This is a genomic window from Lentzea sp. NPDC042327, from assembly GCF_040647275.1.
Taxonomy (GTDB): domain Bacteria; phylum Actinomycetota; class Actinomycetes; order Mycobacteriales; family Pseudonocardiaceae; genus Lentzea.
The window spans coordinates 1-26,228 of sequence record NZ_JBEZBX010000034.1; the positions used below are offsets into that span (position 1 = coordinate 1).

Annotated in this window: 32 protein-coding genes and 4 tRNA genes; 27 read left to right on the top strand and 9 right to left on the bottom strand. The window is 67.2% G+C overall.

What is annotated here, in order from left to right; genetic code table 11:
* A partial coding sequence (locus AB0A63_RS39845; RefSeq protein ID WP_360401795.1) for a leucine zipper domain-containing protein occupies window positions 1–254 on the bottom strand: 254 nt, incomplete at its 3' end.
* A gap of 129 nt (window positions 255–383) precedes the next feature.
* Here AB0A63_RS39845 and AB0A63_RS39850 point away from each other — a divergent pair.
* Window positions 384–1,886, top strand: a complete 1,503-nt coding sequence (locus AB0A63_RS39850; RefSeq protein ID WP_360401798.1) for a helix-turn-helix transcriptional regulator — start codon at window positions 384–386, stop codon at window positions 1,884–1,886.
* Here the strand turns inward: AB0A63_RS39850 and AB0A63_RS39855 are convergent.
* The gene (locus tag AB0A63_RS39855) at window positions 1,883–3,043 is read right to left on the bottom strand and encodes a hypothetical protein (RefSeq protein ID WP_360401801.1); all 1,161 of its coding nucleotides are present in this window, start codon (window positions 3,041–3,043) and stop codon (window positions 1,883–1,885) included. The genes AB0A63_RS39850 and AB0A63_RS39855 overlap by 4 nt on opposite strands.
* Window positions 3,044–3,594: 551 nt before the next feature.
* Between AB0A63_RS39855 and AB0A63_RS39860 the strand changes: the two genes are divergently transcribed.
* Window positions 3,595–4,476 (top strand): hypothetical protein, encoded by an 882-nt coding sequence (locus tag AB0A63_RS39860; protein ID WP_360401804.1) that lies wholly within the window; start codon window positions 3,595–3,597, stop codon window positions 4,474–4,476.
* A 486-nt stretch (window positions 4,477–4,962) separates the two neighbouring features.
* Window positions 4,963–5,697 carry a class I SAM-dependent methyltransferase gene (locus AB0A63_RS39865; protein WP_360401807.1) on the top strand — a complete coding sequence of 245 codons (735 nt, stop codon included), beginning with the start codon at window positions 4,963–4,965 and terminating at the stop codon, window positions 5,695–5,697.
* Window positions 5,698–5,781: 84 nt separating this feature from the next.
* On the opposite strand, the gene AB0A63_RS39870 is transcribed toward AB0A63_RS39865, so the two are convergent.
* A complete protein-coding gene (locus AB0A63_RS39870) occupies window positions 5,782–6,159 on the bottom strand; it encodes a MerR family transcriptional regulator (protein WP_360401810.1) in 378 nt (125 codons plus the stop codon).
* A gap of 779 nt (window positions 6,160–6,938) precedes the next feature.
* Here AB0A63_RS39870 and AB0A63_RS39875 point away from each other — a divergent pair.
* The 4 genes from AB0A63_RS39875 (at window position 6,939) to AB0A63_RS39890 (ending at window position 9,104) form a co-directional block, all read left to right on the top strand.
* Complete coding sequence (locus AB0A63_RS39875; RefSeq protein WP_360401813.1) at window positions 6,939–7,214, top strand: hypothetical protein; 276 nt, start codon at window positions 6,939–6,941, stop codon at window positions 7,212–7,214.
* Window positions 7,215–7,271: 57 nt separating this feature from the next.
* Window positions 7,272–7,658: a hypothetical protein gene (locus tag AB0A63_RS39880; RefSeq protein WP_360401816.1), complete on the top strand. Its 387-nt coding sequence runs from the start codon at window positions 7,272–7,274 to the stop codon at window positions 7,656–7,658.
* Window positions 7,659–8,064: 406 nt separating this feature from the next.
* Window positions 8,065–8,811 carry a transglycosylase SLT domain-containing protein gene (locus tag AB0A63_RS39885; RefSeq protein WP_360401819.1) on the top strand — a complete coding sequence of 249 codons (747 nt, stop codon included), beginning with the start codon at window positions 8,065–8,067 and terminating at the stop codon, window positions 8,809–8,811.
* Window positions 8,812–8,951: 140 nt separating this feature from the next.
* Window positions 8,952–9,104, top strand: a complete 153-nt coding sequence (locus tag AB0A63_RS39890) for a hypothetical protein (protein ID WP_360401822.1) — start codon at window positions 8,952–8,954, stop codon at window positions 9,102–9,104.
* Window positions 9,105–9,137: 33 nt separating this feature from the next.
* On the opposite strand, the gene AB0A63_RS39895 is transcribed toward AB0A63_RS39890, so the two are convergent.
* The gene (locus tag AB0A63_RS39895; RefSeq protein WP_360401825.1) at window positions 9,138–10,169 is read right to left on the bottom strand and encodes a LysR family transcriptional regulator; all 1,032 of its coding nucleotides are present in this window, start codon (window positions 10,167–10,169) and stop codon (window positions 9,138–9,140) included.
* A 225-nt stretch (window positions 10,170–10,394) separates the two neighbouring features.
* Between AB0A63_RS39895 and nuoB the strand changes: the two genes are divergently transcribed.
* The 4 genes from nuoB to htpX are packed head-to-tail and all read left to right on the top strand — an operon-like array spanning window position 10,395 to window position 12,685.
* Window positions 10,395–10,805: an NADH-quinone oxidoreductase subunit NuoB gene (gene nuoB, locus AB0A63_RS39900; protein ID WP_360401828.1), complete on the top strand. Its 411-nt coding sequence runs from the start codon at window positions 10,395–10,397 to the stop codon at window positions 10,803–10,805.
* Window positions 10,802–11,335 carry an NADH-quinone oxidoreductase subunit C gene (locus AB0A63_RS39905; RefSeq protein ID WP_360401831.1) on the top strand — a complete coding sequence of 178 codons (534 nt, stop codon included), beginning with the start codon at window positions 10,802–10,804 and terminating at the stop codon, window positions 11,333–11,335. Before nuoB ends, AB0A63_RS39905 begins: the two co-directional genes overlap by 4 nt.
* On the top strand, window positions 11,332–11,802 hold the full coding sequence (locus AB0A63_RS39910) for a 4Fe-4S binding protein (RefSeq protein ID WP_360401834.1): 471 nt from the start codon (window positions 11,332–11,334) through the stop codon (window positions 11,800–11,802). The genes AB0A63_RS39905 and AB0A63_RS39910 overlap by 4 nt, the downstream gene beginning before the upstream one ends.
* Before the next feature lie 19 nt (window positions 11,803–11,821).
* On the top strand, window positions 11,822–12,685 hold the full coding sequence (htpX, locus tag AB0A63_RS39915) for a zinc metalloprotease HtpX (RefSeq protein ID WP_360401837.1): 864 nt from the start codon (window positions 11,822–11,824) through the stop codon (window positions 12,683–12,685).
* Here the strand turns inward: htpX and rfbA are convergent.
* A complete protein-coding gene (gene rfbA, locus AB0A63_RS39920) occupies window positions 12,682–13,554 on the bottom strand; it encodes a glucose-1-phosphate thymidylyltransferase RfbA (RefSeq protein ID WP_360401840.1) in 873 nt (290 codons plus the stop codon). The two genes, htpX and rfbA, sit on opposite strands and share 4 nt — an antisense overlap.
* Window positions 13,551–14,042: a YajQ family cyclic di-GMP-binding protein gene (locus tag AB0A63_RS39925; RefSeq protein WP_065915931.1), complete on the bottom strand. Its 492-nt coding sequence runs from the start codon at window positions 14,040–14,042 to the stop codon at window positions 13,551–13,553. The genes rfbA and AB0A63_RS39925 overlap by 4 nt, the downstream gene beginning before the upstream one ends.
* 120 nt (window positions 14,043–14,162) lie before the next feature.
* Between AB0A63_RS39925 and AB0A63_RS39930 the strand changes: the two genes are divergently transcribed.
* Window positions 14,163–14,243 (top strand) — tRNA-Tyr (locus tag AB0A63_RS39930).
* Between the two features lie 86 nt (window positions 14,244–14,329).
* Here AB0A63_RS39930 and AB0A63_RS39935 read toward each other — a convergent pair.
* Window positions 14,330–14,686: a helix-turn-helix domain-containing protein gene (locus AB0A63_RS39935; protein WP_360401844.1), complete on the bottom strand. Its 357-nt coding sequence runs from the start codon at window positions 14,684–14,686 to the stop codon at window positions 14,330–14,332.
* A gap of 83 nt (window positions 14,687–14,769) precedes the next feature.
* On the opposite strand from AB0A63_RS39935, the gene AB0A63_RS39940 reads away from it, so the two are divergent.
* From AB0A63_RS39940 to AB0A63_RS39950, 3 genes are all read left to right on the top strand, one after another.
* Complete coding sequence (locus AB0A63_RS39940; protein WP_360401847.1) at window positions 14,770–15,591, top strand: NAD(P)-binding domain-containing protein; 822 nt, start codon at window positions 14,770–14,772, stop codon at window positions 15,589–15,591.
* Window positions 15,588–16,307, top strand: coding sequence for an SDR family oxidoreductase (locus AB0A63_RS39945; RefSeq protein WP_360401850.1), 720 nt, complete (start codon window positions 15,588–15,590; stop codon window positions 16,305–16,307). Before AB0A63_RS39940 ends, AB0A63_RS39945 begins: the two co-directional genes overlap by 4 nt.
* An 84-nt stretch (window positions 16,308–16,391) precedes the next feature.
* Window positions 16,392–16,817, top strand: coding sequence for a carboxymuconolactone decarboxylase family protein (locus AB0A63_RS39950; RefSeq protein ID WP_360401853.1), 426 nt, complete (start codon window positions 16,392–16,394; stop codon window positions 16,815–16,817).
* A 109-nt stretch (window positions 16,818–16,926) separates the two neighbouring features.
* On the opposite strand, the gene AB0A63_RS39955 is transcribed toward AB0A63_RS39950, so the two are convergent.
* The gene (locus tag AB0A63_RS39955) at window positions 16,927–17,136 is read right to left on the bottom strand and encodes a hypothetical protein (RefSeq protein WP_360401856.1); all 210 of its coding nucleotides are present in this window, start codon (window positions 17,134–17,136) and stop codon (window positions 16,927–16,929) included.
* A gap of 162 nt (window positions 17,137–17,298) precedes the next feature.
* Window positions 17,299–18,093, bottom strand: coding sequence for a GNAT family N-acetyltransferase (locus tag AB0A63_RS39960; RefSeq protein WP_360401859.1), 795 nt, complete (start codon window positions 18,091–18,093; stop codon window positions 17,299–17,301).
* Between the two features lie 30 nt (window positions 18,094–18,123).
* Between AB0A63_RS39960 and AB0A63_RS39965 the strand changes: the two genes are divergently transcribed.
* The 12 genes from AB0A63_RS39965 to rplA all read left to right on the top strand — a co-directional run bounded on the left by AB0A63_RS39965 (window position 18,124) and on the right by rplA (window position 26,088).
* Window positions 18,124–18,876, top strand: a complete 753-nt coding sequence (locus AB0A63_RS39965; protein WP_360401862.1) for a PhzF family phenazine biosynthesis protein — start codon at window positions 18,124–18,126, stop codon at window positions 18,874–18,876.
* Window positions 18,877–19,033: 157 nt separating this feature from the next.
* Window positions 19,034–21,640, top strand: coding sequence for an EAL domain-containing protein (locus tag AB0A63_RS39970; RefSeq protein ID WP_360401865.1), 2,607 nt, complete (start codon window positions 19,034–19,036; stop codon window positions 21,638–21,640).
* Between the two features lie 74 nt (window positions 21,641–21,714).
* A tRNA-Thr gene (locus AB0A63_RS39975) sits at window positions 21,715–21,790 on the top strand.
* A gap of 42 nt (window positions 21,791–21,832) precedes the next feature.
* Window positions 21,833–21,905, top strand: a tRNA-Met gene (locus tag AB0A63_RS39980).
* Window positions 21,906–22,076: 171 nt separating this feature from the next.
* On the top strand, window positions 22,077–22,241 hold the full coding sequence (gene rpmG, locus AB0A63_RS39985; RefSeq protein ID WP_053733184.1) for a 50S ribosomal protein L33: 165 nt from the start codon (window positions 22,077–22,079) through the stop codon (window positions 22,239–22,241).
* Between the two features lie 72 nt (window positions 22,242–22,313).
* Window positions 22,314–22,763, top strand: a complete 450-nt coding sequence (locus tag AB0A63_RS39990; protein ID WP_360401868.1) for a MaoC family dehydratase N-terminal domain-containing protein — start codon at window positions 22,314–22,316, stop codon at window positions 22,761–22,763.
* A complete protein-coding gene (locus tag AB0A63_RS39995) occupies window positions 22,760–23,167 on the top strand; it encodes a MaoC/PaaZ C-terminal domain-containing protein (protein ID WP_360401871.1) in 408 nt (135 codons plus the stop codon). Before AB0A63_RS39990 ends, AB0A63_RS39995 begins: the two co-directional genes overlap by 4 nt.
* A 235-nt stretch (window positions 23,168–23,402) precedes the next feature.
* Window positions 23,403–23,475 (top strand) — tRNA-Trp (locus AB0A63_RS40000).
* A 34-nt stretch (window positions 23,476–23,509) separates the two neighbouring features.
* Window positions 23,510–23,923, top strand: a complete 414-nt coding sequence (gene secE / locus AB0A63_RS40005) for a preprotein translocase subunit SecE (protein WP_360401874.1) — start codon at window positions 23,510–23,512, stop codon at window positions 23,921–23,923.
* Window positions 23,924–23,963: 40 nt separating this feature from the next.
* On the top strand, window positions 23,964–24,782 hold the full coding sequence (gene nusG, locus AB0A63_RS40010) for a transcription termination/antitermination protein NusG (protein ID WP_360401877.1): 819 nt from the start codon (window positions 23,964–23,966) through the stop codon (window positions 24,780–24,782).
* 85 nt (window positions 24,783–24,867) lie between these two features.
* On the top strand, window positions 24,868–25,302 hold the full coding sequence (rplK, locus tag AB0A63_RS40015) for a 50S ribosomal protein L11 (RefSeq protein ID WP_360401880.1): 435 nt from the start codon (window positions 24,868–24,870) through the stop codon (window positions 25,300–25,302).
* Window positions 25,303–25,377: 75 nt separating this feature from the next.
* Window positions 25,378–26,088: a 50S ribosomal protein L1 gene (gene rplA / locus AB0A63_RS40020; protein ID WP_360401883.1), complete on the top strand. Its 711-nt coding sequence runs from the start codon at window positions 25,378–25,380 to the stop codon at window positions 26,086–26,088.
* Window positions 26,089–26,228 lie beyond the last annotated feature (140 nt).

Consider the following 26,228-nt stretch of genomic DNA (forward strand, 5'->3'; position numbering starts at 1 on the left):
CGCCGCGTCTCCCGCCGCACGGCCAGGATGCGGTCCTCGACCTCGACCGGTGTGCGGGCCGGGCTGCGGTGCGGACGCGAGCTGCGATCGGCCAGACCCGCGTCGCCCTCACACCGGTAGCGGGCCAGCCACTTGTGCACGGTGGCACGGGAGATACCGAGCTGCTCGGCGATGCACGCCGGTGACCACCCGGCCGCGCGGCGGGTCACGATCAGCCTGCGGGCATGGATCGTGGTGCGGGCGTTACTGTGCACGCGAGGACCTCCGTGTGCCGATGGGATGCGTCAGACACATCCACTCCGCCCGGAGGTCCTCCCATGTTCAACCCGACACGCCGTCAACAACCTGATTAGTCACTACACTGCCACACCTGCGACACGATCTTGGCGAGCGATCGCAAGGGCACCTTGTGCGGCCGCTGCGAAGCCGCCCACGCCACCCACGCGCCGGTCCAACGGCCAGAGTTCTGGCTTCAGACGTCGATCCAGGACGCCCTGCGGACCTTCAACATCGGTCAGCTCTTCCGCGCGTACCGCCAGGCCCACAGCCCGACGTTGCCGCAATCGACCCTTGCGGCGTGGCTCGACATCACCCAGGGCCAGGTCAGCGTCATCGAGCGCGGACGCCGGCCGGTCACCGATCTCGAACGCCTTGAGCGCTGGTGCAACGCCCTGCGCGTGCCGCACGAGCACCGGTGGTTCCGTGCGGGTTATCGCGATGCGGAAACCCAAGCGCCGCAGAGGAAATCACTTTCCGACCTTGGTCTTGCCTACGCGGCCTCTCTCCCGACTACGGTGGAAGTCGTAGACGAGCTTGGGAGGCACGACATGGAGCGCCGCACCTTTCTGTCCAGCGCGTTGTTCTCCGTCGCCGCATCGGTCGCACCAAGCCGAGACTGGTTGCTCGCCACTCTGGACGAGGCGACCACGGCCACCGGCAAGATCAGCACCGAGCAGGTCCAGGCGATCCGCCGAACCTTCGGTGTCTTCCAGGAGCTCGACGTGATGCGCGGCGGTGGCCATGCCCGCGAGCAGCTCGCGTCCTACCTGACTTCGCACGTGGTGCCGCTGCTGAAGTCGAACGACCCAGAGACGCCAAACGGCGCCGCGCTCTACGAGGCAGCCGCGGAACAGCTGTACCTGCTGGGGTGGATGGCGTTCGACAACGGTGAGCACGCGTTGGCCCAGCGCTACCTGATTCAGTCGCTCCGCCTGGCGGAAGCCGCGGGAAGCCCGGACCTTGGCGCTCACGTTCTGGCCGGCCTTTCTGACCAAGCCACGCTAACCGGCGAGCCGGAGCAGGCGGTGCAACTCGCTAAAGCTGGACGCGCAGGGCTGCTCGCCAAGGGCAACTCGACCGCGTGCCTCGCTGACCTCTACGCGCTCCAGGCCCGCGCCGAAGCGGCGATGGGCGACGGGAAGGCTGCTGCGAGGAGCGTGCACCTGTCCGAGACGACGTTCGAGAACGTCTCTGTGGAGAACGAGCCGGAGTGGGCGCGGTTCATCGACCCCGCGTACCTCAACGGCGAGCACGCTCACACGTTCCGCGACCTGGAGCGCCCCGACGAGGCCGCGCACTTCGCAGGGCTGTCCATTGCTGAGTCCGAGCGACAGAACCGGGCGCGCCGCGGATCTATGGCGCAGGCTGCGCTAGCTCGTGCGGCGATCGACTCACATGACCTCGAAGCCGCAGCGTCCGCAGGAATGGCTGCCGCAAAACTGGCAGCTACAGTGAAATCCTCTCGCTCGGTCGAAGCAGTTTCAGATCTTCGCGTTCGACTGCGTAGCCATGCCGGAACTCCAGCTATTCGGGACTTCATGGATGTGTCCGGGGCGCTGCTACCAGCAATGTCGCCCAGGTTGAACTCATCTTCGAAACTGCCCTAGGTCTTCGGTCCACCTTGTCGAAGAATAGAAAAAATATCGGCTGTCAGTGCTGCGCGTTCCTTCGCGAGCGGGTCAAACGCAATGAGCAAAGTTGCTCCTGCCCAAACGAGGCACGCTAAAAGGGTTGCACCATATACAGTTGCTGGTAGTGGTGTGCCAAGGTAATTGTAGCCAAGGAGTAGCGCGGTAGGCGAAAGTCCGATGACTGCGGACTTTGCCCAATGTCGGATCTTGACCCATGGGCGACTAATGCTTGCTTGGTCATCTGGCATGGGAAGGTCGTCGTAATGCTCGTTGATCAGTGTCAACAGGGTCTCGGCCAATTTACCTTTAAGGTCTGAGTAGGATTGCTGATTTGGCAGTAGCATCCAAATTCGGTATGAATCTAGTACTCTGGCCGCGCCTTCGCAGCGAAGCTGGATTATATTCTTCTCTGAAGAAGAGTATGCCAGGCTGCCTAGATTTCTGCTGAGTCCTACGCGCACGGCTTCTGCGCATCGAGTTAGGGTGAATGGGAGAAGTTGCGGCAGCAGCCGACGGATTTGGTCGTTTATGGCCGTCAGCAGGAATATGCCAAAGAAGAGCTCGCTTCGTGCAACCGACAGTGCATTTGGAGCAAGTGCCTTCTTTACGTACTTTCTGTGCTGGACGCTCCAAATTGCCTGTAGTCCAACTATTCCAATGGCTCCGTAGATCGGGAACCAAAATGACTGCGTAAAGGCTACTGCAGTCGCATCACCAGCGATTCCTGCTCCGAGCACTACCGGAACTGATCTTCCAGATTTCAAAGCTAGCAATAGGAAGGAGCCGGAAATTGCCAAAAGCAATCCTATTGTGATGGGCACCCGGAGTGTAGGGGATTGTATCTTTCCACCCAGAATGACCGCCAGAAGGATAAGGAGATTGCATCCGTATACAATGGCGTTGTCCTTCCAGTTAGGCAGTTCTGGACTCGCCCTGGAGATTATGGTCGCACCAAATATCAGCAGTCCAATAATAATAAAAGTTCCCATAATTGTGCGAATATTGCGAGCCTGGCGATCTATGAGTCCGCCAATTGCGCCCACTCGTACGCTGCGAATCACGTCCTTCCGCACCGTTTCAAGCTCGACCGACCGGTCTTCTGGTGCAATTTCATTGATCGGTTGCAGGATCATCTTCCATCGGAGGTGATGTTGCGCGCGGATCTTTCTTAGCAGAGAGTATCTACGCTTCGTATAACGCCATGCCCTGCTTCGAATGCGTATGAATTTTTTTATCGATGTCCACGTTATTGTCATCTTGGCTCGTTTGTTCGCGAGGAGTCGGGCGACAAGCATAGTGGGTTGTAGCAGTCTGGGGGTGCCTCACGGCGACCGTGTTCAAAGTTTCTTTTCTTCCTCAAGGCGGCCCCTGCGGGGCCGCTCGGTCGCACTGGCTCATCCCGTCCGGCAGGGGCTTCACGGCCCCGTTCCTATGTCGCTCGGGCAAGCGGGCGGGGCCCGGCCTTCGGCCACCCACCCGCGCCCGGCGACGGGGAGGTAGGGCCTACCCCGACCGGACGGGACAGCGACCGAACGGCCCCACAGGCGCCGCGAGTTGAACTGAAGGCGAGCCTGTAGCTCCGAAGGGAGCTAACGTAGATCGGCCCCCCGCGCATCGGAATCGTGGCAAACGCGTCAGCCGAGGGCGCCGTCGCTCTAAACCTCCTATAAGGATGGAGAACCAGGTGGCTGAAGCTGGCCCAATCAAGCGCTTCATTGAGTCTCCGATGCTCGGAATGATTGCATTCTCAGCCGACCTCCTTGCCACCGTTCCGGCCCTCCTGTCGGACTCGCCGGCTAGATGGGTGAGCGGCAATCCTCGGACCGTCATCTTTGCCGTTTCTATCCTTTTTCTAGCGGCCCTTGTGGCTGCAAACGGCTGGCTCTGGAACCAAAGCTTGGTCAAGGATCTTGAAGTGGCGCTTCGAAGCGCACGAGACGAGGCCAAAGCGGCTGCGTGGAGCAATGAGGAGTCTCATAAAAGTGAACTGCACCGACTTCAAGAGACGCACTTCAATGAGCGTCGTGTGCAGGATGAGCAGCATCAGTACCAAATTAGGCTACTGAAGGAAGCGCAGGAGGATGAGCTTCGGCGTCTCCGTGCGACGCATGAGGCTGAAGTTGAGGCACTGGCGGCAGGGCCTATAAGTCAAGACATTGCTCGCTATGCGTCCTTCGCTGAGCTTTTCGGTCCCGATAGCGTCCTCGGGAAATGGCTAGTAGAAGATTTTGTTCCGCACATGGCATCCAGCGTTCGTTTGGATGCTCTAGATCGGGTGTACAGAAAGTGGAATAGTGATCCGCTGGACTATCACGACCCGTACGTTGCTGAGAAGTTCAGGGTCTTAAAGTTGCGACTGGAAGAATTTTTCGTCGCCACTCATGCCAACTATTTCCCTGATGATCGAGGCGGTAAATACGACGGGAAGAGGTATAGAATTCCGGACGAATGGGAGCTGGAAGGGCGCCGGGATGGGGCGATTCGTGATGTGCATGTCTCCAGGGATAATTTGGTTCAGGCTAGGTTGGAATTCATGAAAGCTGCTCATGGTAAGCGCCTAACGTAGCTCTGATTCAACGGCGTCCCGTCTGACCTTCTCAGCACATGTGCTCTCGTTCCTACGAGCGCGCATATGGTCACTTGGTCAGTGGTGCGGGCGCTCGGCTGCCGCACCTGTGGACAGCTCAACGCCTTGACGGCGTCGACCAGCCCACAGGCTTGCCCTCGAACCTTGCCTAAGCCGCCGGCCATCCGTCCCGGCCCGCCCGGCATCCGCTTCGCTGCGCCGGTCGGCCGGGCGGTGTTCACTGGAACATGTGTGGAACGCCCGTCGGTGATCATGCCCAGGTCGCACATCCGCTGCAGGTCACGGCAGTGCCAGCCGAAGCGCGGGAACTCCGCACGATGGAACTGCGCGGCTGACCTCGCCCACGCGACCATCACGATCTGTGCTGGCAGGAGCTCCCGAACCGGGCCTTCGACCAGCGCAGATCCGTTTCCGGGCGAACTACCGCTCCGACACGGTGATCGACATCTCGGCAGTATGGGAACCATGCCTGCCGATCCCAACAGCCCCACCCCCGCACCGGTGGAGAACGACTACGACCTCTTCGCCGAGAACTACACGGCCGTGAACGAGACCAGCCTCCTCAACGCCCACTACACCCGGCCCGCGATCGTGAACCTGGCCGGTGACGTGACCGGCCGGCGGATCCTGGACGCCGGGTGCGGCTCCGGCCCGATCTCGAAGGTGCTGCGCGACAGGGGTGCCGCCGTGGTCGGCTTCGACCGCAGCGCGAAGATGGTGGAGTTGGCGCGGCAGCGCCTCGGCGACGACGCGGACCTGCGGGTCGCCGACATCAGCCAGCCGCTGCCGTACCCCGACGGCGCGTTCGACGACTGCGTCGCCGCCCTGGTCCTGCACTACCTGGAGGACTGGTCCGCACCGCTGGCCGAGCTGCGGCGGGTGTTGAAGCCCGGTGGGCGGCTGATCGTGGCCGTCAACCACCCCATCATGCTCAAGATCCTGGATCGCAAGACCGACTACTTCGCGACCACCAAGTGGACCGACGAGTACGACTTCAACGGCCAGAAGGCCACGCTCACCTACTGGCACCGGCCGCTGCACGCCATGACCGACGCCTTCACCGCGGCGGGCTTCCGCACGGCCGTCATCAGCGAGCCGCCTCCGGCACCGGAGGCCCATGAGCTGTTCCCCGACGAGATGGCGGAGTTCCCGGGCGGGGCCTTCCTGAGCTTCCTGTTCTTCGTCCTGGAAGCCGCCTGAGCCGGAGCGGCGGAGCAGTGGATCTGCGCTGGTCGGACGACTTGGAGCAGGGTTTTCGCCAGCGCAGATCTGCTTTGTGCGGGCCTACGCGCCACGCAGCGGCGGGCGGGCCTCCTGGTGCGGCACCGGAGCGGTGTGCCGGGCGTTGATCGCCTGGGCTTCGGCGAGCTGGTCCTCCAGCGTCACGATGCGGCAGGCCGCGTCCAAGCCCGTGCCCTGGTCGACCAAGGCGCGGACGCGGGCCGCGAGGCGCAGTTGGTAGCGGCTGTACCGGCGGTGGCCGCCGGCCGAACGCTGGGGCTCGATGAGCTTCGCCTCGTCCAGGCTGCGCAGGAAGTTCGCCGAGGTGTTCAGCAGTTCCGCGGCCCGGCCCATCGTGTAGGCGGGGTAGTGCTCGTCGTCGAACTTCTCGGCTGTCGTCTGCGGGTTCTCCGCAGTTGATTCATCTGTGCCAGGGGTCATCGCGCCTCCGCATCACGAGGGGCCCCGATGCCGTAGCACCGGGGCCCCAGGGTTGTTGGGTTTCACTTCCACCTAGCCGACCGTGAGATCGACTTGCTCTGTCCGCACGGCCCCTGTCAGAAGCGGGCACTGCGGGGATCGCGTGTGCGTAACCGAAGACCACCTTCCAATCTGATGGAACTGCGGTACCCGTCCGGCCGAGTTCAGCCGAAGGCGGGCGATCCGATGGGGTGCAACCCTTCCCTTCTCCTCTGATTACTGCTCTTTCACTCTCACGTGGCTGCCGGCACCGGACCTCATGCACATGCCGGTTTCGCTTTCGCCGACTGCCTTCTTGCACATCTCACGGGCAGTTCGTCATCTCCCGTGCCCTGGACCTCTTGTTCGACGAGGAGAATGCTACCCACATCGGACCGAGGATGTCTACCTCCGTCACCACAGATTTTCTCCCGCAGGCAACGTGCACCGTCGACCAGCCGCTCATCGCAGCCCTGCGAGCTCCTACCGCCTGTGGACAACCCTTCAACGGCGCGGGAAGGCCTTCAAAGGCCCATGGAGTTCGATCAACGCGACTACCCGCTCGTTAACGCTCCTGCAGCCCGCCGTGTGGACGGTGCCGCTCAACGACCAACGGCCGTATGCGCACCCTTCGGCTCCATACGCTGGCCATCGCCCGGAGGCACACGCCTAAGAAGAGGAACGGCTCCCTGGCCAGAGGGAGCCGTTCGATCACCTTCGCCGGGCTGAAACCACCCCACACGCGAAGGAGCTTGCGACAAGTGACGTTAGCCAGTCGGTTCGCCGCCCAGAACCACGCGGACGACGAACGGTCGGTCGCGCCTGCCGGCCAGCACGCCTGTTCTCGCCGAAGCGAAGGACCCGCCGAGAACCTCTGGTCCACGATCCGCCACCACACGTCCAGCTGGTCACTGCTGCTGCGCCTGCTCACGCTCGCGCTCGGCGTTGCGGTGTTGTTGGGCGCGGCCACCGCGCTGATGTGGCTCCTCGGCATGAGGGTCGGCATCGCGGGCTTCGAGGTTGCACCCGCGTCCTGAGCCGGTGGCCCTCGTCAACGGTGCCGAGGGCCACCGAACGGCAGTAGCCTCCGGCGGGTGCCCACCGTTCTCGTCATCGGCTTCGACCCGCACACCATCCCCGGCTACGACCCGGACGCCGTCGCCGCGGCCATCGAGCAGGGCAGCAGGCTCGCGGCCGAGCTCGGTCTCGCCGAGGACCTCCACCTCGTCGACTTCGCCCAGCTCGGCGACGCCGCGCTGGCCGGGATCGCCGACCGGCTCAAGGTCAAGCGGTACGACTGCGTGGTCGTCGGTGGCGGCATCCGCAAGCAGCCGGAGCTGCTGGAGGTGTTCCAGCAGGTGGTGAACCTCGTGCACTGGCTCCAGCCGGACGCGGCCATCGCATTCAACAGCGGGCCGAGCGACAGCGCGGACTGGGTGCTCAAGGCGCTGGAGCAGAGGCGCCAGAACAACCGGCCGTGAACCGCGGCGGCCACGCTTCCGTACCTCTCATCAGAACTGTGTGCCAAGCGAGCACCGAGCCGGCAGACAGCTCTGCCGGTTCGTCAGGAGGCAACGATGAACACATCACGGAAGCATTCACAGCACTGCTGACTGTGTGTTAGCAACGGATCGCCCAAGTCATCGGAAACGTGACGAGAGTCACCGAACGGGTGCCCAGGCTTGCCTGTGCTCGTGACGCGAGGTTACGTTCTCGCCCGCCGATAACGGTTTGGTCACTGGCAGGACACGGGAACCGCAGCTCGACGGGTTCCGCGGGTCCGCCCGGAATCCCCCGCCGGGAACGCCGGAGACCAAGCTCCCCGACGCAGGAGGCTCCCCCTTGGCCCGGCACAGCAAGGCCGCCGGCCGAACCGTGTACACGGTCGTGCCCAAAGCAGAAGTGAAGCCCGGTTCCCACCGCGCCGAGGACGACAAGGTCCCGCTCGCCCACCGCGTGAGCGCCATCGTCGTCGCGGCGGGTGTCGCCGCCGGCACGGCCGCCATCGCCAACGCGGCCACCAGTGGCTCCTCCACCGACCTCGCCGCGGGTGCGGCCGAGCTCGGGGCGGCTCCGCAGACGCAGCAGGCCTTGAAGACCGTGCACGACGTCAACCCCGGCGGTGAGGTCGGGCGCCTGCTGCAGTTCCAGCAGATGTACGCGATGCAGACGTTCGAGCAGGCGAGCAAGATCGCCAAGGACGCGCACGCGCAGCGGGTGGAGGCGGCTCGCGTCGAGGCGGAGCTCCAGGCCGAGATGCGCAAGCCGGCCAAGCAGCGCGAGGTCGAGGGCTGGATCAAGGAAGCCATCAAGGTCCTGCAGGCCAACGGCACCAACATCGACAACAGCAGCCTCGACGAGATCTACACGATCATCATGAAGGAGTCGAACGGCAACCCGAACGCCGTCAACAACTGGGACTCCAACGCGCTGCGCGGCACCCCGTCCAAGGGGCTCATGCAGTGCATCGACCCGACGTTCCGCGCGTACAAGCTGCCGGGGTACGACAACATCCTGGCGCCGGTCGACAACATCATCGCCGGTGTCCGCTACACCTACGCGCGCTACGGCGGCTTCCACAACCACCCGGGTCTGGTCAACATGAACCTGGGCGGCGGGTACCTGGGGTACTGAGAACGGTCGCCCCGGGGTGCGGGAACCCCATCGGCGGGCGATGCTGTCAACAGAGTTCACCCACAAGCATGGCGGCCCTAGCGGGCGCACGCCCGGTAGTGCTCCCATCGAAGCGATCCCCCGAACGCAGGGAGTGGCCGATGAACGAGCAACAGGCACCCGACACCGAGCTGGCGAAGATCCGCTCGGAGGCGACGAGCTGGCTGGCCAAGATGGCCAAGGCCCAGCACCGTCCCAAAGTCGAGCCCCGCAGGCCTGAGCACGACGCCATGACACCCGCGAAGACGCAGTAGCGCAGCACCCGCAGGACCCCGGGAGCGCCTCGGCTACGGCCGGGGCGCTTCTGCTGTGAAGGCCGCCCACAGCAGGTTGAGCGGGTGATCGGCCGGGTGCTTCGACAGTTCGTCCGTTCGGGCGAAAACGCCGACGAGCCGCTCCAGCGAGTCATCTGCGAGCTCGACGACCCGGAGGCCGCCTCCCTCCCGCAGCTCGTTGTTCGACGCCACCACACCCAAACCGGACGTCACGATCATGGCTCCCTGGACGAGGTTCGAGCGCAGCAGCGAGATGCCGTACTGGATCTCGTCGATCTCCGCGGCGATGTCGATGCTCTGCCGGTAGTCGGGGCCGAACCAGCCGCGCAGGAACTCCGCGATCAACCCCGCTCCCGGCACCACCAGCGGCAGGGACCGCAGCTGCGGCACCCGCACCCGTTCGCCGACGACCGCGTCCGGCAGGTTCGTCAGCAGCGCCAGGCCGCCGCGCCGCCACTCGATCACGTCGAACTCCGGCCGCTCCCAGCCGGCGCCCGCCCGCGTCACGACGCTGCCGCACACCACGTCGACCTCGCGGGTCTCCAGCTTCGTCCAGATGTCCTTGGTACGGATGTGCACGACCTTGAGGTCCACGTCGCGCTCGCGGAACTCGTCGGCGACGTGGTGCCACGCCTTCGCGAGCGTGTCCAGCATGTATCGCGTGGTGCCGACGGTGACGGTCGTCCCGAGCTTGCGGCGGCACTCGTGAATTCCGTCGAGCCAGTCCGCGAGCGTCTCCCGCGCCATTTCGACGAGCGACTCACCGGTGGGCGTGAACAGCACGTCCCTTCCGCGTCCCTGCTTCACCACCAGCGGTTCACCGCACAGTTCCCGGAAGTTCCTGTTCAACGTGTCCAGCTGCTTCTGCACGCTCGACTGCTCACGTCCCAGCGCCCGTGCCGCGCGCAGGGCCGACCGGGTCTCGTGCACCGTCAACAGCGTCCTGAGCTGGTCCATCGTGGTGTCCAGGAGAGCACCGGGCATGTTCAGCAGACGGTGCAGCGAGGTGCTGGTGGGCAGCACCAACTGGGACGAGCCGGACATCGGAACCCTCTCTGGTGTTCTACCGATCAGTTGAACTGAACTTGACCGCAGTTCGCAGACAGATAATCTGCAGATTCTGCCGGTAAATCCCTGGACACTTATCTGGCGGTGTACAAAACTATCCGCGGCGACCACGCGTGGGAGCCGATTCCGGGGGGAATCATTGGGGGGTGGGGGTCCGCCAGGCGCAAGCCGGCGGGCCCCCAAGTATTACCCTCGCTGGTTGTGACGGCTTCCGCTCGCCTGGAATGGGGCACCACCTACCAGGTCACCGTGCTCGAACTCGGACTCGCCTGCTGCGGGGTAGAGGTGATGGCAGCGCTCGACCGCCTCCCCGGCCTCGGCGTGACGCCGGTCGACGGCGCGGGCGAGGCGCACGTGCTCGTCGTCTCCGGCACCGTCACGGACGTCATGTTGCCCGCTGTGCTCCGCAGTTACGAGGCCATGCCGGAACCCAGGTACGTGATCTCCGTGGGTGCCTGCAGCAACACCGGCGGCCCGTACTGGGACTCCTACAGCGTCACCAAGGGCATCGACCAGGCGTTGCCGGTCCACGTCGCCGTCCCCGGCTGCCCGCCGCGCCCGGAGGCGCTGCTCGAAGGCCTCAGGGCGCTGCACCGGCTGGTGAACGCGTGACGACCACCCCCAAGACCGCGTTCGGGCAGACGGTCCACCACGTCGAGCTCGCCGACTGGCTCACCACCGCCACCGAACACCACGCCGCGGGCTTCGCGATGTTCGACTGGCTCGGCGTCGAGGACGCGGGCCGGCCCGGTGCCGTCGGCCGGCGCCACGCCGTGTTCCTGCACGTCATCGACCCGAGCACGCGCGAAGGCGTCATGCTGCGCACCGAGGTCGGCCAGGACGACCCGCTGCCGAGCGTCGCCCACCTCTGGCGCGGCGCCGAGTGGCACGAGCGCGAGGCCGCGGAGATGTTCGGCATCGTGCTCACCACGCCCGGCGACCGCCTGCTGCTGCCCGACAGCTTCCAAGGCCACCCGCTGCGCAAGGACTTCGTGCTGGCCTCCAGGGTCGTGCGCCCGTGGCCGGGCCGGCTGGAGCCGGGCGAGGACAACACCAGCGCGCCCAGCCGCCGCCGCACCGCACCGCCCGGAGTGCCGGACCCGTCGTGGGGCCCGCGCCGTGAAGAGGAGAGCACGCCATGACCGGGCCGGAGAACGGCAACAGCCTCCCGCCGCGCACGAGGGGCGTCATCGCGCTGCTGGAGGCCAACTGCACGGTCTGCATGATCTGCGCGCGCGAGTGCCCCGACTGGTGCATCCACATCACGTCGCACACCGAGGTCGAGCAGCAGGCCGGCAGCGCCCGCCCGCGCAGCCGCAACGTGCTCGACCGGTTCGCGATCGACTACGGCCAGTGTCTCTACTGCGGCATCTGCGTCGAGGTGTGCCCGTTCGACGCCCTGCACTGGGCACCGGAGTTCGGCTATCCGGGCACCGGGTCGCTCGACGGCGACGGCGCCGTGGCGGAGCTGGTGCACGAACGGGACGTGCTGGCCACGTGGGTCGACCAGGTGCCACCGCCGCCCGCGCTGGACCCGGCCGCGGAACCGGCGCCGGAGACGGCCACCGGAACCGGGAGGCGACCGGGTTCGTTGAGGGGTAGGACGTGAGGAACCCGGAGGCGCAACCGTGCACAAGCACATCAACGGGTTGAAGACGGCCTTGCTGCTCGGCGGGATGAGCGCGCTGATCATCGTGATCAGCAGCCTGTTCGGCCGCACGGCACTGGTCATCGGCCTGCTGCTGGCCTTGGGCGTGAACGCCTACGCGTACTTCAACTCGGACAAGCTCGCCCTGCGCGCGATGCGGGCCAGGCCCGTGTCGCAGGTGGAGCAGCCGGTCATGTTCGCGATCGTGCGCGAGCTGTCGCAGAAGGCCAAGCAGCCGATGCCGCGGCTCTACCTGAGCCCGACGGTGGCACCGAACGCGTTCGCGACCGGCCGCAACCCGCGCAACGCCGCCGTCTGCTGCACGACCGGCATCCTGGAGCTGCTCGACGAACGCGAGCTGCGCGCGGTGCTGGGCCACGAGCTCGCCCACGTGTACAACCGCGACATCCTGATCAGCTGCGTCGCCGGCGCGCTGGCGGGCGTGATCACCATGCTCGCGAACCTGGCCCTGTTCGCCGGGATCTTCGGCGGCGGCGACGGTGACGACGACGGCCCCGGCCCGCTCGGCCTGCTGCTGATCGCGCTGCTCGGCCCGGTCGCCGCGACCGTCGTGCAGCTGGCCGTGAGCCGGTCCCGCGAGTTCCAGGCCGACCAGTCCGGCGCGGAGCTCACCGGCGACCCGCTGGCGCTGGCGAGCGCCCTGCGCAAGATCGATCTCGGGACGCGGGCGGCGCCGCTCGCGCCGGAGCCGGAGGTGGTGTCGCAGAGCCACCTGATGATCGCGAACCCCTTCCGGCCCGGGGAGCAGTTCGCGCGGTGGTTCTCGTCCCACCCGCCGATCGCCGACCGCGTCCGCAGGCTCGAGGAGATGGCGCGGCGCTAGCGCGAGGTCTGCGCCACGGCCATCAGGTACTCGCCGTAGCCCGACTTGCCGAGCTTCTCGCCGAGCGCGTAGCACTCCTGCGCGGAGATGAAGCCCATGCGCAGCGCGATCTCCTCGGGACACGCGATGCGCACGCCCGTGCGGTGCTCCAGCACCTGCACGAACTGCCCGGCCTCCAGCATCGAGTCGTGCGTGCCGGTGTCGAGCCACGCGAACCCGCGGCTGAGCTCCACCAGCTGCGCCCGCCCCTCGCGCAGGTAGCGCAGGTTGACGTCGGTGATCTCCAGCTCGCCCCGCGCCGACGGCTTGAGGTTCGCCGCGATGTCGAGCACACCGTTGTCGTAGAAGTAGAGCCCGGTGATCGCCCGGTTCGACTTCGGGTGCCGGGGCTTCTCCTCGATGGAGATGAGCCGCCCGAACGCGTCGACCTCGCCCACGCCGTACCGCTCGGGGTCCTTCACCTGGTACCCGAACAGCACGCAGCCGTCCAAAGAGGACGCGTGCTGCTGCAGGGTGGTGGAGAAGCCCTGGCCGTAGAAGATGTTGTCGCCCAGCACCAGCGCCACGTCGTCGTTCCCGACGAAGTCCGCGCCGATGACGAACGCCTCGGCCAGCCCGTTCGGCGCCGCCTGCTCGGCGTACTCGAAGCGCATGCCCCACTGCGACCCGTCGCCCAGCAACCGCCGGAACAGCGGCAGGTCGACCGGCGTGGAGATGATCAGCACCTCCCGGATGCCGGCCAGCATCAGCACCGACAGCGGGTAGTAGATCATCGGCTTGTCGTAGACCGGCAGCAGCTGCTTCGAGACGGCCTGCGTGATCGGGTGCAGGCGCGTCCCGCTGCCACCGGCGAGGACGATGCCCTTCACCGGTAGTTGGTGAACTGGAGCGCGATGCCGAAGTCCGAGCCCTTCAACAGGGCGATGACGTCCTGCAGGTGGTCCTTCTTCTTGCCGGACACGCGCAGCTGGTCGCCCTGGATCTGCGCCTGCACGCCCTTGGGCGCCTCGTCGCGGATCTTCTTGGCGATCTCCTTGGCCTTCTCCGACGAGATGCCCTGCACGAGGTTCCCCGTGACCTTGAACACCTTCCCGGAGATCGCCGGCTCGCCCACCTCGAACGCCTTCATCGAGATGTTGCGCTTGACCAGCTTCTCCTGGAAGACGTCGATGGCCGCCTTGCAGCGCTCCTCGGTCTCGGAGGTGAAGGTGATCGCCTCCTCGCCGGCCCAGGCCACCGTGGTGCCGGTGCCCCGGAAGTCGAAGCGCGTGCTCAGCTCCTTGGCCGCCTGGTTGAGCGCGTTGTCGACCTCCTGCCGGTCCACCTTGCTCACCACGTCGAACGACGGGTCCGCCACGACTTCACTCCTCAACGATCTCGGGGTCTTCGTGCTGCACCGATGCTACTGGGGGACCCCGATTTGAGGCCGCCCGACGGGGTTATGTATTGTTCCCACCGCACCGTTACGACGGTGTGGGGCGGGTTGCCCGAGCGGCCAATGGGAGCGGACTGTAAATCCGTCGCGAAAGCTACAGAGGTTCGAATCCTCTACCCGCCACTCGACGCCAGGGGTCTCTGTCTGCGGACAGGGACCCCTCGTCGTTTTCCGGCTCAGTTCGTCCGATCGGGACTGAGTCCGAACGCTCACCCGTGCCGCGGAGCCGGCTCGACGCCGCGGCGGCGCGCGATGTCGGTCATGTTCTCCTCGCCCCAGTCGCCCAACGGCAGCAGTGCGTCGTTCAGCCGCGTGCCCTGCGGCGTCAGCGAGTACTCGACGCGGGGTGGGACCTCGTGGAACACCTCGCGGTGCACGATCCGGTCCGCCTCCAGCTCGCGCAGCACCTGGATGAGCATCTTCTCGCTGATGCCGGACACCGAGCGGCGCAGTTCGCCGGTGCGCATCGGGCCGTGGTGCAGGGCCCAGAGGATCAGGGCCTTCCAGCGGCCGCCGATCACGTCGATGGCCGCGTCGAGGCCGCACGAGTACGTTCGTGGCTTCATGCTCGATCCTTACCAAAAGGTGGGTACCTGACAAAATAGTAGGTACTTGTCGTTCTGTCAGTGTCGGCACGACGATTTCGGCCATGGGGACCAAGAAATCGGTGAGCGTGCTCGGCCTCGGCCGCATGGGCAGTGCGCTCGCCTGCGCCCTGGTCAAAAAGGGCTACGACGTGACGGTGTGGAACAGGTCGGCGGACAAACCAACGCCGGCCGGCACGACGAGGGTGCGCACGACCGAGGAAGCGTTCGAGGCGGACGTCGTGGTGACGTGCCTGACCTCCTACGCGGTGCAGCAGCCGTTGCTCAGCAAGAACATCAGGACGCTGGTCAACCTCACCAGCGGCACGCCGGAGGAGGCGCGGGCCACCGCGCGGTGGGCGTCGGACAACGGGGTCGAGTACGTCGACGGCGTGATCATGGCCGTGCCGCAGCAGATCGGGACGCCGGGTGCGCGGATCTTCTTCAGCGGCAACGAGGAACACCACGTGCTGGACGCGTTCGGCGAGCCGGTGCACGTGGGGGCGGACGCCGGGCTGGCCGCGCTGTACGACCTCGGGTTGCTCGGGGTCATGTGGTCCACGTTCGCGGGTTACCTGCAGGCGCTCGCGCTCACGGGTGCCGAGGGGGTCACGCCCGAGCAGTTCACGCCGATGGTCGCGGACTGGTTGCGCGAGCTCGCCGGGATGCTGCCGGAGATGGGGGAGGAGACGCGGCACCGGAGCTACGAGACCGAGGTGTCCGCTTTGGACATCAACGTGGCCGGGCTGCGCATGCTCACCGAGGCCAACCGGGAGCAGGGGCTCGACACCGCGCTGCCGCAGGCGTTGCACGACCTGTACCGGCGCGCGCAGGAGCAGGGGCACGGCACGCACAGCATCGCGAGCGTCATCGAGGTGATCAGGTGAGGTACCAGGGGAAGAAGGCCGTCGTCACCGGCGGCACGCACGGCATGGGGCGCGCGGTCGTGGACAGGCTGCTCGAACAAGGCGCCGAGGTGCTGCTGACCGGGCGCAAGGCCGACGACGTCGAGCACGGCCTCTCGATGGACGCCGCGAACCTCGGCGACATCGCACGGCTCAGGGACGAGGCGAGGCGCCGGTTCGGCACGATCGACCTGCTCTTCGTCAACGTCGGCTTCTCCACGCTGACGCCGTTCGCGCAGACCGGTGAGGCCGACTACGACACGACGTTCGACGTGAACACGAAGGGCGCCTTCTTCACCGCCCAGCTGCTCGCGCCGCTGGTCGTCGAGGGTGGCTCGATCGTCTTCACCACCAGCGTCGCCACGGTGCTGGGGTCGCCGGGGCTGAGCGTCTACGCCGGGGCCAAGGCCGCGGTCAGGGCGTTCGCCAGGGGGCTCGCGGCGGAGCTGGCGCCGCGGGTCAGGGTCAACGTCGTCAGCCCCGGGTTCATCGACACCCCGTCGATGGGCGTGACCGGTGTGCCGGACGAGGTCGTCCAGCAGTTCAAGGACGAAGGCGACCGGATCACGCCGCTCAAGCGGCACGGCACGTCCGACGAGGTGGCGAAAGCCGTGCTGTTCCTCGCGTTCGACGCGACCTTCACGACCGGGGCGGAGCTCGCCGTCGACGGTGGTCTCGGCCAGGGCGTCAGCGCCTGAGGAAAAGTTCTCGCGCCGGCCTGTCACACGTTCGCCGCCCGCCGGGTCAACAGGGCACAGGCGACGAAGACAGGAGAACGAACCATGAGGATTGCCAACCCGGTGCTGAGCGTTCCCGGTGCGATGCAGGCGCTGCTGGCGTTGTCCGAGGCGGCCGCGACCACCGGGGTCGACAAGGACCTCGCGGAGCTGATCTGCCTGCGGGTCAGCATCATGAACGGCTGCGGGGCCTGCATCGACCACCACACCAGGCTGCTGCGCGAGGCGGGCGTCGAGGACCAGAAGATCTGGGCGATCGCGGGGTGGCGGGACGTGCCGTACTACACCGACGCGGAGAAGGCGGCGTTCGCGCTGGCCGAGCAGGTGACGCACGTGCACGTCAGCGACGAGGTGTGGAACGGGGCCGCGGAGCACTTCGACGAGGAGCAGCTGGCCGGGCTCATGCTCGTGATCGGCGCGATCAACCTGTGGAACCGCATGAACGTCGGCACCCAGCAGAAAGCCGGCTGATCCGGCGCCTCGAAGAGCGAGGCCGGCGCGCAAGAGCTTCCTCTCCCTTGCGTGCCGGCCTCACGGCGCAGCATACCTCATGTCGAACAAATGTTCGATCATCAGGCGATCAACTCGCCGCGAGCGCGGCGCGTCCGTCCTCGGTCAGCTCGGCGCACACGCGGTGCTCGAACCGGGCCGGTTCGGCCGCGCGCAGCAGTCCCGCGTGGACGAGGTCGTGCGTCGCCGTCTGGTCGCAGCACGGCAGGCCGTCGACGTACAGCTCCGGTTCCGAGCCGCCCGTCACCTCGGCCCTGCCTGCCTCGACAGCCTTCAGCATCGCGCGGGCTCTTCCGCTGAGCTCCATCTCGACCCCCAGGTGTGGTGTCCGGTCCACTTGTCCCTTTGTCGAAAAGAGTCCGCATTCGTTCCACAAGTACGGGTCGGTCCGGGTTCTTCACGGTTGCGAACGCCGTGAGCTTGACCCAGTAGGCCGTTCGGGTCACGGCGACACGCCGGGGGAGGACCTCAGCGCGGGCCGGCGCACCCACGTCGTCCAGCGCGGCCGGTAGCCGTGCGAGTACCAGAACGGCGTCGAGCGCGGGTTCGGCAGCGCGTGGTGCAGCAACGTCGACGCCACGCCCGCCCCGTCCAGTACCGCGTGGGCGTGCGCGACGAGGGCGCTGCCGGCGCCGCTGCCGCGGGCGTCGGGTCGCACGCCGAGGTGGCCGAGGTAGGCGAACGGCCGCTGCTCGGCGAACCGGTCCATCCACCCCGCGTGCCGCGGCAGGTCCACGTAGACCATCCCGACGGGCGTGCCGCCGTGGACCGCGAGCCACATCGCCTCGTGGTCGCGGTCGAGCACCTCGGCCAGCGCCGCCCGCAGGTGCTCCGCGCCGTTCGCGCGCACGGTGACCATGCCGAACTCGGCGTCGTACCGGACCGTGTGCAGGTTCAGCTCGACCGCGACGTCCAGGTCGGCGCGGGTCGCGGGGCGCACCGCGACGGTCGAGGGCCGCGCAGGGGCGGTCCGCCCGGCGAGGCGTTCCGCGACCACCGTGAGCGGGGCGAAGCCGTGGTGCAGCAACGGCGCCGCGGTCGCCGTCTCGTGGCTCGGCACGGTCACGAGCGCCGCGGTGTCGGGGTCGTCGAGACCGGTGAGCCGGGGCTCCCACTCGTCGAGCAACGCGGGCAGGTCGCAGCCGGGCCGCCAGTGCAGCCGGTGCACCCGCAGCGGCCCCCAGGTCGCCCCGATCGAGCCGGGGTCCGTCTCGGTGAAGGAGAAGTCGTCGTCCACCGGCCACTTCTACCTGGCAGGGTCGGTCCGGTGGAGATATTCGTGGTGGACTCGTTCACCGACAAGCGCTTCGCGGGCAACCCGGCCGGGGTCGTCCTCCTGACCGAACCGCGCGACGACGTGTGGATGCAGCACGTCGCCGCCGAGATGAAGCACGCCGAGACGGCCTTCGTCACCCCCGACAACCACCTGCGCTGGTTCACCCCGGAGGTCGAGGTCGACCTCTGCGGGCACGCCACGCTGGCCACCGCACACGTGCTCGGCGGCGAGCAGAGGTTCACCACGCGTAGCGGTGTGCTCACCTGCGTACCGGACAACGGGTGGATCCGGATGGACTTCCCGGCCGATCCGCCGAAGTTGACTGACCCGCCAGTCGGACTAGTGGAGGCGCTCCCACATGCGGCGATCAAGTCCGTCGCGGTCGGCCGCTTCGACTACCTGATCGAGCTCGGCAGCGCGGAGGAGGTCCGTTCCCTGCGGCCCGACGTCCAAGGACTGGCACAGATGTCGTCACGTGGAGTGATCGTCACGGCGGTCGGCGATGGCGAGGCGGACATCGTCAGCCGGTGCTTCTACCCGGCCGTCGGCATCCCGGAGGACCCCGTCACCGGATCGGCGCACTGCACGCTCGCGTCCTACTGGGTGCCCCGGTTGCAGCGCGCTGACCTGCTGGCGGAGCAGGCGTCGGCGCGCGGCGGGTTCGTCAGGGCTGCTCTCGCCCAAGATCGGGTGCTGCTCTCCGGGCAGGCCGTGACGGTGCTCCAGGGGCGTCTGACCGACTAGCCACGTCTGGGTGAACAGGCGTCACGCGGGGTGCTCGACCTGCCATTTCGTCCCCCGAGCGGGGTACTCTGGTGCCCCTGGAGGGGTCCTGATCATCAAGTACGGGACCCCTCAGTCACGCCTGAGCGTCCCCACCCCAGGCCGACGAGGAGGCTGGATGTCCGACCGAGCGTCGGCCCCCGTGTCGAACTCGGCCGCCTGGTCGGCCAAGTCGACCAACCGCGCGTTCAGCGCGTTCGCCGTCACCCTCCTGGTGGCCGGCGTCGTGTGCGCGGGCATGGTCGCGGCCTGGCTCCCCGAGGAGGAGCACACCTCCCTCTTCTGGATCGGCCCGCTGCTCGTCGTCGGCTTCCTGCTGGCCGAGCAGCTCGCGATCAACGTCGACGTCCGCAGCGGCGTCGCCTGGACCATCTCCTTCACCGAGATCCCGCTGGTGCTCGGCCTGCTGGTGGCCCCGTTCGAGATCGTCCTCGCCGCGCACGTAGTCGCGGGCGTGGGCACGCTGCTGGGCAGGCGGATCCTGGACCGCGCCGTCTACAACGCGGGCCTGATGTTCATGGAGATCTCCATCGCGTTCGCCGCGGCGGCCGTGGTGAACCGGGTGGTCGGCGAGGGCGGGCCGTTCTGGGCGGGCGCGTTCGTCGGCACGATCACGGTGCCGCTGCTCGCGAGCGTCCTGGGCCTCTGCGCCCTGCGGCTCATGGGCAAGTCGATGCGGGTGGGCAACAGCCTCCGCCTCGTGCTCCAGACGCTCGTCGTGGCGCTGCTCAACACCTCGGCCGGCCTCGTCGGCTACCAGATCGTCTCGACCACGCAGTGGGGCGGCCTGCTGATCGTCCTGGTGCTCGCCGGGATCATCGCCACCTACCTCGCCTACTCCGGGCTGCTGCGCGAACAGCGCGACCTGGAGGCGCTGAGCGAGGTCAGCCTCCGCGTCGCGCGGTCGGGCCAGCACGGCACCGGCCCGCGCCAGCCCGACGACGACCTCACCGCGAACGTCGAAGAGGACGAGTGGCAGCTCATCGCGGAACGCATCCGCGAGCAGCTCAACGCCAACCGGGTCGTGCTGCGCCTGCGCACCGACCCGCAGGAAGCCATGATCACCCTCGTCGCCGGCGAACCGCTGCCGGAGGAGATGACCACCACGGACCCGCGGGCCGTGCGCGAGGACCCGGTCCTGCAGTTGCCCGGCACGCACGTCCGCTACTACCGCGTGGCCGACGCGACCGAGGACGTCACCGAGGCCCTGCTGCGCCGCGACGTGCAGGAAGCGCTGGTGGTGCCGTTGCGCGGCGCGACCCAGCTGCTCGGCGCGGTCGAGGCGCACGACCGGCTCTCCCGGTGGCGCGGCTTCGGCAAGGCCGACATCCAGCTGCTGCGCACCCTCGCCTCCCACCTCGCGACCGCCGTGGACAACCGGCGGCTGCTCGCCCGCCTGCGCCACGACGCCTACCACGACCCGCTGACCGGCCTGCTCAACCGCGCGGGCTTCCGCGAGGCCTGCGCCGAACCGCTGCGCGAGTCGAAGAGGGGCGTGGTGCTGCGCATCGACCTCGACGTCCTGTCGACGGTCTCCGACGCGCTCGGCCAGGCCTGGGGCAACCGCATGGTCGTCGCCGCCGGGCGCAGGCTGCGCGACGCGCTGGGCGCCGACGTGCCGCTGGCCCGACTGGAGGGCGGCGCGTTCGCGGCGTTCTTCGACGACGAGCGGGCGGCCACGGCCCACGAGATCGCCGACCGGCTCCGCGCGGGCCTGTCCGTGCCGTACCCCGTCGACCGGCTGACCGTCGAGGCCTCCGCCGTCGTGGGCTACGCGTCCAAAGCGGACTCCGAGACCGAGGACCCCGACCCCGACGCGTTGCTGCAGCGGGCGGACGTCGCCGTGCGCGCCACGACGGAGGGAACGCCGGTGCGGGCCTACGCACCGAGCATGGGCCAGATCTTCCTGCGCCGCTTCCAGCTCGTGACGCAGTTCCGCCAGGCCGTCGAGACCGGGCAGATCTCCGTGCACTACCAGCCGAAGGTCGCCCTGCCCTCACGCCAGGTCGTGGGCGCGGAGGCGCTGGTGCGCTGGACGCACCCCGAGTTCGGCCGCGTCGACCCGGACGAGTTCGTGCCGGCCGTCGAGGCCACCGGCCTGGTGGACGTGCTGACGGACTTCGTGATGGACCGCGCCCTGGAACGGGTGCGCCGCTGGCTCGACCGCGGGCTGCGGATGTCCATCGCGGTCAACCTGTCCGTGCGGACGCTGGGCGACGAGGACTTCCCCAACCGCGTGGCGGCCGCGCTGGAACGCCACGACGTGCCCTCCGGCCTGCTGACCTTCGAGCTCACCGAGTCCGGCGTCATGGCCGACCCCGAGCGCGCCCTGCCGGTGCTGCGGCGCCTGCACGCGATCGGCGTCGTGCTGGCGGTCGACGACTTCGGCACCGGCTACTCCTCGCTGGCCTACCTGCGCCAGCTGCCGGTGGACGAGGTGAAGATCGACAAGTCGTTCGTGCTCGGCATGGGCACCGACCTCGGCGACATGGCCGTGGTGCGCTCGATCGTCGAGCTCGGTCACTCGCTCGGTCTCGTCGTGGTCGCCGAGGGCGTGGAGGACGACGCCGCACGTGACCAGCTGGTCGGCATGGGCTGTGACGTCGCGCAGGGGTACCTGATCTCCCGGCCGCTCTCCGAAGATCGCTTCGAGGCGTGGCTGCGGGCACGAACGGTGCAGGTCAGGGGTGCTCGCGATGAGACGGTGCTCACCTTGGTCCACTGAAGGGACCCCCGGATTTCGTTCTTGGTGGACGGGTGTTGTAGAGTTCTCCTCGCTCGGCAAGAACGAAAGAGCAAGCCCCTTTAGCTCAGTCGGCAGAGCGTCTCCATGGTAAGGAGAAGGTCTACGGTTCGATTCCGTAAAGGGGCTCCACTACTGGCCGCGGTGCTGAGCATCGCGGCTGTGGTGTGTTAAAGCGGTGTAGCTCAGTTGGTAGAGCAAGCGGCTCATAATCGCTGTGTCGCCGGTTCAAGTCCGGCCACCGCTACGTGAGTGGGTGAGGTGTGCTGGCGGAGAGCGCCAGCCGTCCTCACTCCGCCATGATTTTGGGGGCCGAGCCCCCAGACCCCCGGGCAGCACCCTCGCTGCCCATCCCCGCCAGGCGGTAAGCCCGCACTGGGTTGTCCGGGGTTCGCGTGCTCTCAGGAAGGCAAGGACCGTGGCTGCAACCGACGTACGCCCGAAGATCACCCTCGCGTGCGAGGAGTGCAAGCACCGGAACTACATCACCAGGAAGAACCGGCGCAACGACCCGGACCGCCTGGAGGTCAAGAAGTTCTGCCCGAACTGCAAGACGCACCGCGCGCACAAGGAAACCCGCTGAGCGCGTAGCGAGTCTTTCGGCGAGGCCCGTCCCACACCGTGGGGCGGGCCTCGCCGCATATAGGCTCATTCGGTGCCTCTGGACCCCGCCTTCATCGGACGTAGTTATCCGCCGTCGCAGCCGTACGACGTGAGCCGCGAGAAGATCCGCGAGTTCGCCGACGCGATCGGTGCCGACAGCCCGGCTCATCGCGACGCGGAAGCGGCGAAGGCGCTGGGGTACGGGGACGTCATCGCGCCGCCGACGTTCGCGATCGTGGTGTCGATGAAGACCAACGAGACGGTCATGTTCGACCCGGAGCTGCAGCTCGACTACAGCCGGGTCGTGCACGGCGACCAGAACTTCGTCCACCACCGGCCCATCACCGCGGGCGACCAGCTCGTGTGCGTGGCGCACATCGACGGCATCGTGGCCCGCATGGGCAACGACATGGTGACCGTCCGGACCGAGATCAGCACGGCCGAGGGCGAGCCGGTCACCACCGCCAGGTCGATGCTCGTCGTGAGGGGAGAAGACGCGTGAGCCACGAAGTCGGGACCGTGCTGCCGGCCCTGTCCGTCCGCCTCACGCGCGCCGACCTGGTGCGCTACGCGGGCGCCTCGCTGGACTTCAACCCCATCCACTGGAACGAGAAGACCGCGAAGGACGTCGGCCTGCCCGACGTCATCGCCCACGGCATGCTCACGATGGCCGTGGCGTCGCGGATCGTCGCGGAGTGGATCGGCGACCCCGGTGCGATCGTCGAGTACGGCTGCCGCTTCGGCCGGCCGGTCGTGGTGCCCAACGACGACGAGGGTGCGCTGGTCGAGGTGACCGCGAAGGTCACCAAGGACCTCGGCGACGGAACTGTGAAGGTCAACATCAACGCGGCTTTTGACGGCAAGTCGGTGTTGACGGGCGCGTTCGCTCGCGTGCGCGTGGGCTGACGATGTGATCAACGACACCGCCGGGCCACCCGGTCCGGCGGTGTTTGCCGTGCTCACGGGAGGTTCTGGTCACACCGCCGCCGCGGTTGCCCGACCCTGATTCGTCTTCTCGGCACTCGTGTGGGTAGGGTGTGCGACAGGCCGCTCGACAGATGCTTGGGCGGTCTGGTTGGAATGGACGGGGCAGGCTCCCGTACACTTCCTGCGTGGCCAGGGGATCTCTCGCAGATCCCGAAGGGGCGTAGCTCAACTGGCAGAGCAGCGGTCTCCAAAACCGCAGGTTGCAGGTTCAAGTCCTGTCGCCCCTGCTGTCGAAGCGTCATGGGTGGAGTGGAGGACGGCATGAGCGAGGGCCGCGAGCAGGACCAGCCGGAGGAGCGCGAAGGCGCTGTCCGGCCGTCCACTGCTGCGGCGCGGCGTGAACGTCGTGCCTCCTCTCGCCCGGCCGCCCGCAAGGACGGCAGCAGCGCTGAGTCGAAGAAGAGCGCCGTCAAGTCCGACGACTCGGACGACGACGCCAAGAAGGGTCGCCCGACGAAGACCCGTGATGGACAGGAGAAGGGCCCCTCGCTGATCGGGCGGTTCTTCCGCTACATCCGCGAGGTCATCAGCGAACTCCGCAAGGTGATCTGGCCGACGCGCAAGCAGCTCGTCACGTACACCGGCGTAGTCCTGGTGTTCGTGGTCGTGATGGTCGCGCTGGTGTGGGCTCTCGACCTCGGCTTCGGCGCGGCTGTTTTCGAGTTGTTCGGCTGAGCCGGACAGCTGCCGCTGCAACCAGGAAGCGAGATCCACAGTGAGCTCCGACAACGGCGTTGACGCCCAGGAGAAGACCGACCTCATCGACGACGAGGTGTCCGAGGACACCGCGGCCGACGAGACGGTCGAGTCGGAGGCTGTGGACTCCGAGGACGCCGCTGACGCCGACGTCGCGGACGAGGCCGACGAAGACGAGGCCGAGGACGTCGACGTCCTCGCCATCGACGAGACCCCGATCGACGAAGAGATCGCCGACCCCGCCGAAGAGCTGCGCCAGGCCCTGCGCCACGCGCCCGGCGACTGGTACGTCGTGCACTCGTACGCCGGTTACGAGAACAAGGTCAAGGCCAACCTCGAGACCCGCATCCACACGCTCGACATGGAGGACTACATCTTCCAGGTCGAGGTGCCGACCGAAGAGGTCACCGAGATCAAGAACGGCCAGCGCAAGCTGGTGCAGCGCAAGGTGCTGCCCGGCTACATCCTGGTCCGCATGGAGCTCACCGACGCGTCCTGGAGCGCCGTCCGCAACACGCCGGGCGTGACCGGGTTCGTCGGGGCCACCTCCAAGCCCTCGCCCCTCACGATCGACGAGGTGCTGAAGTTCCTGCTCCCGCAGGGCGAGCAGAAGCCGGCAGAGGGCAAGAAGGCCGCCTCCACCACCGCGCCGAAGCCGACCATCGAGGTCGACTTCGAGGTGGGCGAGTCGGTCACCGTCATGGACGGCCCGTTCGCCACGCTGCCCGCCACGATCAGCGAGGTCAACGCGGACGGCCAGAAGCTGAAGGTCCTGGTGTCGATCTTCGGCCGGGAGACGCCGGTCGAGCTGTCGTTCAGCCAGGTCTCCAAGATCTGAGCGGTTCCCTCGAAAGAGGAACCAATCGGCCACGCTGCGGCTGGCAGGGCCGCGCGCGGACACCGCAATAACAGGAAGTACGGACATGCCACCCAAGAAGAAGAAGCTGTCAGCGATCATCAAGCTGCAGATCAAGGCTGGTGCCGCCAACCCGGCGCCGCCCGTCGGTCCCGCGCTTGGTCAGCACGGCGTCAACATCATGGAGTTCTGCAAGGCCTACAACGCCGCGACCGAGTCGCAGCGCGGTCAGGTCGTGCCGGTCGAGATCTCGGTCTACGAAGACCGCTCGTTCGACTTCAAGCTGAAGACCCCGCCGGCCGCGCGCCTCATCCTCGCCGCCGCCGGCGTCGACAAGGGATCGGGCGAGCCGCACCGCGTCAAGGTCGCCAAGGTGACCATGGAGCAGGTGCGCCAGATCGCGCAGACCAAGATGGTCGACCTGAACGCGAACGACGTCGACCAGGCCGCGAAGATCATCGCCGGCACCGCCCGTTCCATGGGCATCACGGTCGAAGGCTGATCTTTCTCTTTCGCAAGCGTGGGAGAGCCGAGCGCGGCTCATTCACCACGACTGATCCACGGTTAGGACAGAGTCATGAAGCGCAGCAAGGCCTACAAGGCCGCAGCCGAGCTGGTGGACCGGGAGCGGCTGTACTCGCCGCTGGAGGCCGCCAAGCTCGCCAAGGAAACGTCCAAGGTGAAGCTGGACTCGACCGTCGAGGTCGCGATTCGCCTCGGCGTCGACCCCCGCAAGGCCGACCAGATGGTCCGCGGCACCGTGAACCTGCCGCACGGTACGGGCAAGACCGCCCGCGTGATCGTCTTCGCAACCGGTGACAAGGCCGCAGAGGCCGAGGCCGCCGGTGCGGACGCCGTCGGCGCCGAAGACCTCATCGAGCGCATCCAGGGTGGCTGGCTCGACTTCGACGCCGCGATCGCGACCCCCGACCAGATGGCGAAGGTCGGCCGCATCGCCCGCATCCTCGGCCCGCGTGGCCTGATGCCGAACCCCAAGACCGGCACCGTGACCCCCGAGGTCGCGAAGGCGGTGAACGACATCAAGGGCGGTAAGATCAACTTCCGCGTCGACAAGCAGGCCAACCTGCACTTCGTGATCGGCAAGGTGTCGTTCGACCCCGAGAAGCTGGTCGAGAACTACGCCGCGGCTCTGGACGAGGTGCTCCGCGCCAAGCCGTCCGCGGCCAAGGGCCGGTACGTCAAGAAGGTCACCGTCTCCACGACGATGGGCCCCGGCATCCCGGTCGACCCGAACCGCACCCGCAACATGCTGGTGGACGAGGCCTGAGCCTCGCGGTTCTGAAGCACCCGTGAAAGGCCCCCGGCGCACGCCCTTGGGTTCTAGGGATCGTTGCAACACCTGAAGTTGTTCAGGGGTTGCAGTGTTCGAGATCCGTGAGGACCGGTCGCCGCAGGGAGCGAAGAAGC